Source organism: Curtobacterium sp. VKM Ac-2884 (assembly GCF_015350945.1).
GTDB lineage: Bacteria > Actinomycetota > Actinomycetes > Actinomycetales > Microbacteriaceae > Curtobacterium.
Genome location: NZ_JADKSA010000003.1, coordinates 310749 through 322919 on the forward strand (window position 1 = coordinate 310749; position 12171 = coordinate 322919).

Sequence of the window (12171 nt, forward strand, 5' to 3'; positions counted from 1 at the left end):
CGTGGCGTGGCTAGGAGGTGAGCCGCTGGGCCTGGGTGACCGCCCACAGTCCGACGGCGCTCGCCGCGGCGATGTTCAGCGAGTCGACACCGTGCGCCATCGGGATCCGCACCGTGGTGTCGGCCGACGCGATCGCGGCGGGCGTCAGCCCCTGCCCCTCGGTGCCCATGACGAGCGCGACCTTGCCGGGGACGTCCCGGGCGAACTCGGCGAGGTCGACCGACTCGTCGGTGAGCGCCATCGCGGCGAGGTGGAAGCCCTGCGCGCGCAGTTCCTCGCCCGCCGCCGGCCACTCGCCGATGCGGGTCCACGGGATCTGCAGGACCGTGCCCATGCTCACCCGGACGCTCCGGCGGTACAGCGGGTCGGCGCAGCGCGGGCTGACGAGGACCGCGTCCGCGCCCAGGCCGGCGACGCTGCGGAAGACGGCACCGACGTTCGTGTGGTCGACGATGTCCTCGAGCACGACGACCAGCTTCGCGTCCCGCACCACGTCGGCGACCGTCGGCAGTTCGGGGCGCTGCACCGCGGCGATCGCGCCACGGTGCATGCGGAAGCCGGTGAGCTCCTCGAGCAGGGCGTCCGGGCCCACGAAGACCGGGCCGTCGTGCTCCGCGACCAGGGGCAGCACGCTGTCGAGCCACTTCTCCTGCACCAGGATGCTCCGAGGGGTGTGCCCGGCACGGACCGCGCGCTCGATGACCGTGTTCGACTCGGCGATGTACAGGCCGCCCTCCGGTTCGCTCACCCGGCGGAGCGCCACGTCGGTCAGACGGGCGAAGTCGTCGAGGCGGGGGTCGTCGAGGGAGTCGATGCGGACGGGGTGCACGGGGCTCGTTTCGGTGTGGTGCAGGTGGTGGGCCAGCTGGTGTCTCGCCGCGTCTCGCCGAAGGGGGAAGCGACCGGGACGGTCGGCTGTTGAGGGTACCGTGAACAGGGTGCTGGATGATGCTGCGTCGACGACCGGACCGCCCACCGGGGCGCCGACCGGTTCGCCGACCGGTCTGCCGACCGCAGCGGACCTCGACCGCGTGCTCGAGGTGCTCGACGGCAAGCGCGTCGCCGTGCTCTCCGGCGCCGGTCTGAGCACCGATTCCGGCATCCCCGACTACCGCGGCGCCGGGCGGGTCGTGCGCAAGCCGATGACCTTCCAGGAGTTCCGCGCCGACGCCGCCAAACGGCAGCGGTACTGGGCCGGCTCGCACCTCGGCTGGCGGAGTTTCGCCGCCGCCCGACCGAACGAGGGGCACCGGGCGCTCGCCGCCCTCGAGGACGCCGGTGTCGTCACGGGCGTCATCACGCAGAACGTCGACGGCCTGCACTTGCGCGCCGGGTCCCGCCGCGTGGTCGAGATCCACGGGTCGATGGACCGCGCCCTCTGCCTGACCTGCGGGCAGGTGTTCTCCCGCGCCGACCTCGCCACGACCATCGACCGTGCCAACCCGTGGATCGACGAGCCCGGCTCGGTGCAGCTGCAGCCCGACGGCGACGTCGAGATCACCGACGTCGAGCGCTTCGTGGTGCCGGACTGCTCGGTGTGCGGCGGCATGCTCAAGCCCGACGTCGTCTTCTTCGGCGAGTTCGTGCCCACCGAGAAGTTCCACGAGGCGGTGTCGATCGTCGCCGACGCCGAGGCGCTGCTCGTGGTGGGGTCGTCCCTGACGGTGAACTCCGGCGTGCGGCTCGTCGACCACGCTGCCCGCCGCAAGAACCCGGTGGTCATCGTGAACCGCGGTGCGACCCGCAGCGACCGCCGTGCCGCCGTGAAGCTCGACGGCGGGACGACCGAGACGCTGGTGCACCTGGCCGAGCGGCTGGGGTCGGGTCGCACGGCGGCCGGTCCCCCGGCAGCCGGTCCCGCTGCGGCCGGTCCCACGGCGGCCGGTCCCACGGCGGCCGGTCCCGCGGCGTCTGGGATGATCGACGAGTGACGACGCTCCTGTACCTGGTCCGGCACGGTGAGACCGACTGGAACGCGCAGCGCCGCATCCAGGGTTCCACCGACATCCCGCTCAACGCCACCGGACGGCGACAGGCCGCCGAGGCCGCCGAACTCCTCACCCGCCGGCAGTTCGACGCCGTCGTCGCCTCGCCGCTGTCCCGCGCCGCCGAGACCGGGGCGATCATCGCCGACCGGCTCGGGCTCGCGGCGCCCGTGACGTACGCCGGGTTGGCCGAACGCTCCTACGGCGAAGCCGAGGGGCTCACCGACACCGAGGTCACGGCGAAGTACCCGCACGACGACATCCCCGGCCGCGAGTCCCGGTCCGCGCTGCTCGCCCGCATCACCGAGACGCTCGGTGAGATCGCGGTGCGCTTCGACGGTGGGGTCGTGGTCGTCGCCACCCACGGCGCGGTGATCCGGAGCGTGGTCAACGAGGCGGCGCCCGGCACCGCCGACCGGCACGCCACCCCGATCCGCAACGGCTCGATCCACTCGTTCCGCTGGGACCCCGAACGCTTCCACGCAGAGCTCGTCCGGTTCGACGACCCGATCGACGACGTCTCGGACGGGCCCGGGCGGTACGCCTTCGACTACCAGAACCCGCTGGAACGCCGGGGCTGAGCGGGCGGCGCGGCCGTCCTGCGACTAGGCTCCGACGCACCCGAACCAGGGGGCGACATGGTGACCGACGGAACCGACCCGGGTGGCTGGCACGCCGCCGACCAGCAGGACGACGACCTCGACCGTGCCTTCGGGCCCGAGACCGCCAGCGTGCAGACCCGCACGATGGGGCAGCGTGCCCGCACCTGGCTCCTCATCGGTGGCGGCACCGTCGTCGTCGCCGGTGTGATCGCCCTCGTGCTCGGCACCATCATCGGCAGCGTGCAGACCGGCGTCGGGGGCGCGTTCCCCCGCCCGGACCTGGCGCTCGACCGCCTCGACGACCGGCTCGCCGACGTGCCGGGTGTCACCGAGGTCCTCCACCACCCGGCCGAGAAGACGGGCTTCGCGAGCTACGACGCCACCGCGACGATCACGGCTGACCCGTCCCTCGACGCCGCCGCGCGCACCGACCTGGTCGAGACGCTGAGCCGCGCGACCGAATCGGCGGGCGGCAACGGCGTCCGGGTCGTCGCGATCGCCGACCTCGGCGCCATCGAGGTGGGCGTCTCCGACTCACGGTCGGTGACCGCGAAGCGCCTGGTGCTGGCGGACACCCTCGACCGCATCGGCGGGGTCACGGCCGTCCGCTGCTCGTGGGAGCGCGGTGGCACCCCCTCGGACCGCGCCGCCGACCAGGCCATCGTCGTCCGTACCCCGGGGCGTGGGGCCGCCGTCCCGCCGATCGTGGCGCGGGTGACCGAGGAGACGCGCAAGGTGTTCCCCGGGGCGAGCGTCGAGGTGATCGCCGCGAAGTAGCGGTCGGCCGGTCGCATGTCCGATGCAGAACGACGAATCCGATGTCGTACGACGTCGACGATGTCGCATCGCATCGCCTCGCACCGCCTCGCGTCGCTACGCATCGCATCGCCTCGACACCGCGCCCCTGCGCCCCGCTACCGCCCGCGCCGGTCGGCCACGGCCCGCTCGACCGCCCGCACGACCTGCTCCGCCGAGTCCTGCCACCGGAACCGCGCGGCCCGCTCGACCGACTGCGCTGAGGCCTCGTCCCAGCGCTCCTCGACGCGCCGCACCGCAGCCGCCACCGCCGACGGCGAGGCGGGGTCGAAGTACTCGGCCGCATCGCCCCCGATCTCGCGAAAGATCGGGATGTCGCTCACGACGACCGGGGTCCCGACGCCCATCGCCTCGACCAGCGGGATGCCGAAGCCCTCGTCGTACGACGCCGTCGCCAGGGCCGTGGCGGATCGGAGGACCGACAGGTACTCCTCGTCGGTCGCACCGTCGTGGAACACGATCGAGCCGGCCGGCGCGAGCCCCTCGATCCGTGCACGGTCGGCGTCGGACACGCGTGACATGCAGTGCAGGGTCCAGTCCGCTCCGAGCAGCGGCAACGCGGCCGCCAGCGTCTCGACGTTCTTGTACGGCATGAACGAGCCCATGTAGACGAGGGAGCGCTCCCGCGGCGCACCCGCCGCACGCGGAGTCGCCGGGTCGGCAGCGTTGTACGCCACCGTCACCGGACGCTTCGTCAGCCGGTGCTCGGCGATGAGCCCCGCGGTGGTCTCGGACACCGTGACCACCCCGTCGGCACCGTTCAGCAGGATGCGCTGCGGCACCCACAACAGGTGGAACGCGCGCCACCCGAGCCGGAGCGGCCACGAGAACTCGCGCGGAGGCGTCCGGTTCCGGTAGTAGATCAGGTCGTGCAGGGTGAGCACGAGTGCGTAGTCGCGCCCCCGCGAGCCCATCGTCTGCATCGGCGAGAACACCGCGTCGAGGCCGAGTCGGTTCACCCGTCGTGCGACGAGCGGTTCCCCCGCGTCGGTGGGCGCCGGCAGCAGCGCCCACGGCAGGTCGCGCGGCAGCGACTCGAGCTGGCGTTCGTCGTGGACGAGCAGCACGACGTCGTGCCGGTCGGGCAGGTTCGCGACCACTCCGGCGGTGAAGCGGCTGATGCCGTCGTGCCGACCGATCCGCACGTACCTGCAGTCGATGCCGATCCGCAGGCGCGTCATGCGTCGGTCTCCTTCGCGTCACTCACCGTCGAGTCGTCCGACTTCGGCGCGCTCGCCTTCGGCGCGCTCGCCTTCGGCGCGGTCGCCTTCGTCGCGGTCGTCGTCGTCGCGGTCGACCGGGAGGCCCGTCCCGCCCCCGACGGTCGGCCCGCCTTGGTGCCGCGGCCCCGTCCAGGGCGCGCGGCCGTGTCCGCCATCCGGCGCAGCACCGCCGCCGCGGCCGGTGCCGGTGTCTCGTAGTGCACCAGGTGCCCGACCCCGGGGATGACCACGAGTTCGGCATCGCGCAGGCGGGCGGCCAGGGCGCGCTGCTCGGAGACGGCCGTGATGTCGTCGTGCTCGGCGGCGATCATCAGCACCGGCACGTCGATGCGGTCCGCGTACTCGGACACGTCGTGGGTGACCGAGGTCCGGAACGCCTCGAGCACGCTCGTGCGGTTCGCGAAGGCCGAGAAGTACCGGTCGTGCTGGTCGTGCACCCAGCGGCGCATCCCGCGGTCGTGCGACTTGAGCATCGCGATGCTCATCACCCGCACGATGGCAGCGTTCCGCAGGATCCCGAGCCCGATCGGTCTCGGCAGCACCGCGCCGGCCTTGTAGTAGCCGATCGCGATCCCGGTGCCCACCGCACGGGGTCCCTGCAGCGCCGGCGCGGCGATCGGGTTCACCAGGACGAGCAGCCGGGTGTCGAGCCCGGCAGCCACGGTGGCGGACACCACGATCGACCCGAACGAGTGGCCGAGGACGACGGCGTCGCGGCGGAGCCCGAGCGCCTCGTGGAACGCGCGCAGCCAGCCGACGTACGACTCGATGTCCGACACCGGCAACGGGTCGGACACGCCGAAGCCGGGCAGGTCGGGGACGATCACGCGGACGTCCTGCAAGTGCGCGGCGATCGTCTCGAGGCCGTGGTGGTCGCCGCGGAACCCGTGCACGGCGAGGACGGTCTGCGTCGCGTCGGACGGCCCGTACTCCCAGTAGTGCGTGGTGCGGCCGTCGACCTGCACGGACCGGTGGACCACCGGTGTGGCGGCCATGAGCGACTGGTACGGGGAGAGCACGGGCGGTTGCATCGGCGCCAGTCTACGAAGACAACCGCACGAAACCCCGGACACCCGCAGCATCGCGCGCCTATCGTGTCCGGGGCGGGCCGTCGACCGGCCCGTCGATGACGACGAGGAGCACGGTGACCTTCACAGCCCCGATCCAGCTGCCCGGCCTGACGCTCGACCCGCAGTGGTACAAGCGCTCGGTCTTCTACGAGTGCATGATCCGCTCGTTCGTCGATTCGAACGGCGACGGGATCGGTGACCTGCAGGGCGTGATCGGCAAGCTCGACTACCTGCAGTGGCTCGGCGTCGACGCCCTGTGGCTGCCGCCGTTCTTCCAGTCGCCGATGCGCGACGGCGGGTACGACATCGCCGACTACAAGGCGATCCTGCCGGAGTTCGGCACGCTCGACGACTTCCGCGAACTCGTCACGAAGTCGCACGAGCGCAACATGCGCATCGTCATCGACATGGTGATCAACCACACCAGCGACCAGCACGAGTGGTTCCAGCAGTCCCGCGAGGACCCCGACGGCCCCTTCGGTGACTTCTACGTCTGGCGGGACACGGACGAGGAGTACCCGAACATCCGGGTGATCTTCGTCGACACCGAGGAGTCGAACTGGACGTTCGACCCGGTCCGCCGGCAGTTCTTCTTCCACCGGTTCTTCTCGCACCAGCCCGACCTGAACTTCGAGAACCCCGCGGTGGTCGAGGCCGTGTACGACGTCGTGCGGCACTGGCTCGACCTCGGTGTCGACGGTCTGCGGCTCGACGCGATCCCGTACCTGTTCGAGTCCGAAGAAGGCAACGGCGAGGGCGAACCGGAGACCCACGAGTTCATCAAGAAGATGCGCGCGATGGTGGACGACGAGTACCCCGGCCGTGTCCTGCTCGCCGAGGCGAACCAGTGGCCGCGCGAGACCGCCGCCTTCTTCGGCACCGACGAGGAGCCCGAGTGCCACATGGCGTTCGACTTCCCGGTGATGCCCCGCATCTTCTACTCGCTCCGTGCCCAGCACGCCAAGGAGTTGTCGGCGATCCTGTCGGAGACGCTCGACGTGCCGTCCGCGGCAGCCTGGGGCGTGTTCCTCCGCAACCACGACGAGCTCACGCTCGAGATGGTCAGCGAGGAGTACCGGCAGGCCATGTACGGCTGGTACGGCTACGACCCCCGGATGCGCTCGAACATCGGCATCCGCCGCCGCCTCGCTCCCCTGCTCGACAACTCGCGTGCCGAACTCGAACTCATCCACGCACTGCTGTTCTCGCTGCCGGGCTCGCCGTTCCTGTACTACGGCGACGAGATCGGGATGGGCGACAACATCTGGCTCCCCGACCGCGACTCGTCCCGCACGCCGATGCAGTGGACTCCCGACCGCAACGCCGGGTTCTCCACGGCAGACCCGGGCAAGCTCTACCTGCCCGTGGTGCAGTCGCTCGTGTACAACTACGCGCAGGTCAACGTCGAGGCGCAGCTCGCCCAGTCCCGCTCCCTGCTGCACTGGGTGCGCAACGTGATCCACGTGCGGAAGGCCCACCCGGTGTTCGGGCTCGGGACCCTGCACGTGCAGGAGACCTCGAACGAGTCGGTGCTCGCGTTCGTGCGCTCGTGGGAGGGCTCCGGGCAGCAGTTCGGGCCGTCGGCGGAGGACGTCCTGTGCGTGTTCTCGTTCGCCACGAACCCGACGTCGGTCACGGTGTCGGCTCCGGAGTTCGCCGGTCGGCCGCTCTACGACCTGTTCGGCGGCGGTTCGTTCCCCGCGTTCGACGAGGACGGCACCGTCACGCTGACCCTCGGGACGCAGTCGTTCTACTGGCTGCACATCGGCGCGCCGGTCGGGTAGCACCGGTCGTGTCGGTGCGTCCCGTTAGCCTGACCGCGTGACGTTCCCCACAGCACAGCTGGATCCGACAGCACAGCTCGACACGCCCTCCCCGGCGCAGGACCTCTCCGGACGCCCCTGGTGGCACGCCCTCGGCGTCTTCGACCTCGAGACCACCGGTGTCGACGTCGAGACGGCGCGGATCGTCACGGCGCACGTCGGCCTCATCGACATGACGGGTGCCTCCATCGCCGAGGGCGCCTGGATCGCCGACCCGGGCATCGCGATCCCCGAGGGCGCCGCGGCCGTGCACGGCTACACCACCGAGCGCGCCCAGGCCGAGGGGCGTCCCGCGGCCGAGGTCGTCGCCGAGATCATCGCCGCGATCGAGGCGGTGTTCGCCCGCGGCATCCCGCTGGTGATCTACAACGCCCCGTACGACCTGACGGTCCTCGACCGCGAGGCGAAGCGGCACGGGTTCGCCTCCCCCGTCATCGGCAACGTCGTCGACCCGCTCGTGATCGACAAGGCCCTCGACACCTTCCGCAAGGGCAAGCGCACGCTCGAGGCGGCGTCCGAGCTGTACGGCGTCACCCTCGACGACGCACACGACGCCGGCGCCGACGCCATCGCGGCCGGTCGGGTCGCCCAGGCCATCGCCGGCAAGTACCAGGACGAACTCGGCATCTCGGCAGAAGAGCTCCACCGCAAGCAGGTCGGGTGGTGCGCCGAGCAGGCGACCTCGTTCCAGGAGTACATGCGCAAGAAGCGCGACCCGTCCTTCACCGCCGACGGTCGCTGGCCGCACCGCAACGGCGCCTGACCCGCGCACCGGCCGCACGACGCAGAACGGGCGGTCCTCCCGAAGGAGGACCGCCCGTTCCGACGTGCTGTGGGGCTGCTTACTTGGAGAAGCCCTTGAAGCGCTGGTTGAACTTCTCGACGCGACCGGCCGAGTCGAGGATGCGCTGCTTGCCCGTGTAGAACGGGTGCGAAGCGGACGAGATCTCGACGTCGATCACCGGGTAGGTGGCACCGTCGAGCTCGATCGTCTTGTCGCTGTTCGCGGTGGAACGCGTCAGGAAGGTCTCACCGGAGGCCAGGTCACGGAAGACGATGGCGCGGTACTCGGGGTGGGTGTCGGTCTTCATGGAGTTTCCTCGATAGCGGTAGCGGTGGTGGGATTGCGCGAGATGCGCGGGAAGTCATCGGCTTGCGCCAGCCGTCAACGTTACCAGACGGAAGGCGCGATCGCAGCGCTAGGACGCGCGCGCCGTGTACCGACCGGCGTCCTTCGTGACGGACAGCGCGATGCCGAACGCCTCGGTCAGGGTCTGGTCGGTCAGGACCTCGTCGATGGGCCCGGCGGCCTGCACGTGGCCGTCGGCGAGCACCAGCGCGTGGGTGAACCCGGCGGGGATCTCCTCGACGTGGTGGGTGACGATCACGATGGCCGGCGAGTCGGCGCTCTGGGCGTAGCCGCCGAGGGTGCGGACGAGGCTCTCACGGGCACCGAGGTCGAGCGAGGCGGCCGGTTCGTCCAGGAACAGGATCTCGGGGTCGGTCATGACCGCACGGGCGATCTGGACGCGCTTCTGCTCGCCGTCGCTCAGCTCGCCGAAGGTGCGGTCGGTGAACGACCCCAGGCCCCACTCCTCGAGCACGCGCTGGGCACGGCGGACGTCGAGCTCCTCGTACTCCTCGTTCCAGCGACCCGTGACCGAGTACGCAGCCGTCAGCACGACGTCGATGACCTTCTCGGTCACCGGGATGCGCCGGGCCAGGGCGGTCGACGCGAAGCCGATGCGCGGGCGGAGCTCGAACAGGTCGGCGCCGCCCAGCTCGGTGCCGAGCACTTCGACGTCACCCGAGGTCGGGAACGTCTGGGCACCGGCGACCTGCAGCAGCGTGGTCTTGCCGGCGCCGTTCGCGCCGAGCACGACCCAGCGTTCGTCGTCCTGCACCCCCCACGAGATCGAGTCGAGGATGGTGGCCCCGTTGCGGACCACGGAGACGTCTGACAAGCGCACGACCGAGGGCATGCGACCAGCCTACGGGGTCCGGCCGAGCACCTCGTCGTAGACCTGCCGTGTCCTCGTGGCGATCGCGTCCCAGGTGAACTCGGACTCGACGCGCAGGCGCCCGGCGCGGCCCATGAGCTTCGCGAGCCCCTCGTCGGCGAGCACCTCGTTGAGCGTCGCAGCCAGGTCCGCCACGTACTTGTCGGGGTCGGTCGGGGTGCCCGTGCCGTCCTGCGCCTGGTCGATCGGCACGATGCGACCGGTGAAGCCGTCCGCGACGACCTCGGGGATGCCCCCGGTCCGGGTACCGACGACGGGGATGCCGCACGCCATGGCCTCGAGGTTCACGATGCCGAGCGGTTCGTAGATCGACGGGCACACGAACACGGTGCCCGAGGACAGCACGTTCACGATCTCCTCGTGCGCGAGCATCCGGTCGATCCACACGACGCCCTCGCGCTGCTCGCGCAGGCCCTCGACCAACCCGGTGACCTCGGCGAGGATCTCCGGGGTGTCCGGGGCACCGGCGCACAGCACGATCTGGACGTCCTCGGGGAGCGACGCCACGGCGCGGAGCAGGTAAGGCAGGCCCTTCTGCCGGGTGATGCGACCGACGAAGACGACGCTGGGGCGCGACGGGTCGATGCCGAGGGCGCGGACGGCGTCCTCGTCGACCTGCGGCTTCCAGGCGTCGATGTCGATGCCGTTGTAGACGACGTGCACCTTGGCCGGGTCGATCGACGGGTACGAGCGCAGGATGTCGGCGCGCATGGCCTTCGATACCGCGATGACACCGTCGGCGTTCTCGAACGCCTCGCGTTCCATCCAGCTCGACAGGCGGTAGCCGCCGCCGAGCTGCTCGGCCTTCCACGGGCGCAGCGGCTCGAGGCTGTGCGCCGTGACGACGTGGGGGATCCCGTAGGTCAACTGCGCGATCCGGCCCGCCGAGTTCGCGTACCAGGTGTGCGAGTGCACGAGGTCGGCGCCCTCGACGTCGGCGGCGATGGCCACGTCGGTGCCGAGCGCCTGCAGCGCGCCGTTCGCCTGTTCGAGACCGGCCGGCGTGCGGTACCCCCAGACGTCGGCTTCGTCGCGGAACGCCCCGAACGCCCGGACACGGACGTCGGTGTCCGTCCCCGACCGCAGCGCAGCGGTGAGTTCGGACACGTGGACACCCGCACCGCCGTAAACCTCCGGCGGATACTCCCTGGTCAGCAGATCGACTCGCACTGGATCAACGTAACCGGTTCCCAGTGCTGACGCCTACTGTGATCGGCATGGCACCAAAGAAGGTCTTCGGCATCGTGCTCGCTGGCGGCGAGGGGAAACGGCTCATGCCGCTCACGGCCGACCGGGCGAAGCCCGCAGTCCCGTTCGGCGGGAACTTCCGTCTCATCGACTTCGCGCTGTCGAACCTGGTGAACTCCGGTCTGCAGAAGATCGTCGTCCTCACCCAGTACAAGTCGCACAGTCTCGACCGGCACGTCGCCGAGACCTGGCGCATGGAGGGCCTGCTCGGGTCCTACGTGGCGTCGGTCCCCGCGCAGCAGCGACTCGGCAAGCGCTGGTTCGCCGGGTCGGCCGACGCGATCCTGCAGTCGCTCAACCTGCTCCGCGACGAGCGTCCCGACATCGTCGTCGTGGTCGGCGCCGACCACGTGTACCGGATGGACTTCCACCAGATGGTCGAGGCGCACATCGCCTCGGGCCGCAGCGCCACCGTCGCGGCGATCCGTCAGCCCATCGAGCTCGCCGACCAGTTCGGCGTCATCCAGGTGGACGCCGACGACCCGACGAAGATCGACGCCTTCCTCGAGAAGCCGAAGAACCCGGTCGGGCTCGCCGACTCCCCCGGCGAGGTCCTGGCCTCGATGGGCAACTACGTGTTCAACGCGGACGCCCTCGTCGACGCGGTGCTCCGCGACGGCCAGGTCGAGTCGTCCGCGCACGACATGGGCGGCGACATCGTCCCCGACTTCGTGGACCGCGGCGACGCCGGTGTCTACGACCTGCAGCGCAACGAGGTCCCCGGGTCCACCGATCGCGACAAGTACTACTGGCGCGACGTGGGGACGATCGACTCGTTCTTCGACGCGCACATGGACCTCATCGCCCCGGTGCCGGTGTTCAACCTGTACAACCAGGACTGGCCGATCTTCAACCAGCAGACCAACCTGCCGCCGGCGAAGTTCGTGCGGGACGCCAACGGCAACACCGGCTCGACGGTCGACTCGCTCGTGTCGCTCGGCTGCCTGGTGTCGGGCGCGCAGGTCGAACGCAGCATGATCGGCCCGTGGTGCGGGATCGACTCCGGAGCGAAGGTCCTCGACTCGATCGTCTTCGAGCGGGCGACGATCGGCGCCGGTTCGGTCGTGAACCGGGCGATCCTGGACAAGGACGTCGTCATCGCGCCGGGTGCGCAGGTCGGCATCGACCGTGAGGCCGACGAGGCCCGCGGCTTCACCGTGACCGAGTCCGGCATCACCGTGGTCGGCAAGGGCGTCCGCGTCGACGCCTGATCCGTCAACGAGTCCGGGCTCCGCCCGTGGGTCGGCAAGGGCGTCCGCGTCGACGCCTGATCCGTCAACGAGTCCGGGCTCCGCCCATGGGTCGGCAAGGGCGTCCGCGTCGACGCGTAGCGTCGGCCGGTCACGTCGACACCGACGAACGGACGGACAGGAGGCACGGCTC

Annotated in this window: 12 protein-coding genes; 6 read left to right on the forward strand and 6 right to left on the reverse strand. The window is 70.8% G+C overall.

Features of this window, described 5'->3' with window-relative positions; genetic code table 11:
- Positions 1 to 10: 10 nt before the first annotated feature.
- Positions 11 to 829 (reverse strand): TrmH family RNA methyltransferase, encoded by an 819-nt coding sequence (locus ITJ60_RS09830; RefSeq protein WP_194647797.1) that lies wholly within the window; start codon positions 827 to 829, stop codon positions 11 to 13.
- A 175-nt stretch (positions 830 to 1004) separates the two neighbouring features.
- On the opposite strand from ITJ60_RS09830, the gene ITJ60_RS09835 reads away from it, so the two are divergent.
- The 3 genes from ITJ60_RS09835 to ITJ60_RS09845 are packed head-to-tail and all read left to right on the forward strand — an operon-like array spanning position 1005 to position 3364.
- Positions 1005 to 1931, forward strand: coding sequence for a Sir2 family NAD-dependent protein deacetylase (locus tag ITJ60_RS09835; RefSeq protein ID WP_228510077.1), 927 nt, complete (start codon positions 1005 to 1007; stop codon positions 1929 to 1931).
- Positions 1928 to 2566 (forward strand): histidine phosphatase family protein, encoded by a 639-nt coding sequence (locus tag ITJ60_RS09840; RefSeq protein ID WP_194647799.1) that lies wholly within the window; start codon positions 1928 to 1930, stop codon positions 2564 to 2566. The genes ITJ60_RS09835 and ITJ60_RS09840 overlap by 4 nt, the downstream gene beginning before the upstream one ends.
- Positions 2567 to 2623: 57 nt before the next feature.
- Positions 2624 to 3364 (forward strand): hypothetical protein, encoded by a 741-nt coding sequence (locus ITJ60_RS09845; protein ID WP_194647800.1) that lies wholly within the window; start codon positions 2624 to 2626, stop codon positions 3362 to 3364.
- 137 nt (positions 3365 to 3501) lie between these two features.
- Here the strand turns inward: ITJ60_RS09845 and ITJ60_RS09850 are convergent, their stop codons facing one another.
- Together ITJ60_RS09850 and ITJ60_RS09855 are read right to left on the reverse strand one after the other, a co-directional pair.
- On the reverse strand, positions 3502 to 4575 hold the full coding sequence (locus ITJ60_RS09850) for a glycosyltransferase family 4 protein (protein WP_228510079.1): 1074 nt from the start codon (positions 4573 to 4575) through the stop codon (positions 3502 to 3504).
- Positions 4576 to 4580: 5 nt separating this feature from the next.
- Positions 4581 to 5657, reverse strand: a complete 1077-nt coding sequence (locus ITJ60_RS09855) for an alpha/beta hydrolase (RefSeq protein WP_323749145.1) — start codon at positions 5655 to 5657, stop codon at positions 4581 to 4583.
- Positions 5658 to 5770: 113 nt separating this feature from the next.
- Between ITJ60_RS09855 and treS the strand changes: the two genes are divergently transcribed.
- Both treS and ITJ60_RS09865 read left to right on the forward strand, forming a co-directional pair.
- Positions 5771 to 7480, forward strand: coding sequence for a maltose alpha-D-glucosyltransferase (gene treS / locus ITJ60_RS09860; RefSeq protein WP_194647802.1), 1710 nt, complete (start codon positions 5771 to 5773; stop codon positions 7478 to 7480).
- A gap of 58 nt (positions 7481 to 7538) precedes the next feature.
- The gene (locus tag ITJ60_RS09865) at positions 7539 to 8282 is read left to right on the forward strand and encodes a 3'-5' exonuclease (protein WP_194648005.1); all 744 of its coding nucleotides are present in this window, start codon (positions 7539 to 7541) and stop codon (positions 8280 to 8282) included.
- Positions 8283 to 8361: 79 nt separating this feature from the next.
- Here the strand turns inward: ITJ60_RS09865 and ITJ60_RS09870 are convergent, their stop codons facing one another.
- From ITJ60_RS09870 to glgA, 3 genes are all read right to left on the reverse strand, one after another.
- Positions 8362 to 8610, reverse strand: coding sequence for a type B 50S ribosomal protein L31 (locus ITJ60_RS09870; protein WP_017887280.1), 249 nt, complete (start codon positions 8608 to 8610; stop codon positions 8362 to 8364).
- 108 nt (positions 8611 to 8718) lie between these two features.
- Positions 8719 to 9501, reverse strand: coding sequence for an ABC transporter ATP-binding protein (locus tag ITJ60_RS09875; protein ID WP_111083979.1), 783 nt, complete (start codon positions 9499 to 9501; stop codon positions 8719 to 8721).
- A gap of 9 nt (positions 9502 to 9510) precedes the next feature.
- Positions 9511 to 10710, reverse strand: coding sequence for a glycogen synthase (glgA, locus tag ITJ60_RS09880; RefSeq protein WP_194647803.1), 1200 nt, complete (start codon positions 10708 to 10710; stop codon positions 9511 to 9513).
- Positions 10711 to 10757: 47 nt separating this feature from the next.
- Here glgA and glgC point away from each other — a divergent pair, with 47 nt between their 5' ends.
- The gene (glgC, locus tag ITJ60_RS09885) at positions 10758 to 11999 is read left to right on the forward strand and encodes a glucose-1-phosphate adenylyltransferase (protein ID WP_123294454.1); all 1242 of its coding nucleotides are present in this window, start codon (positions 10758 to 10760) and stop codon (positions 11997 to 11999) included.
- The last annotated feature ends 172 nt before the right edge of the window (positions 12000 to 12171 follow it).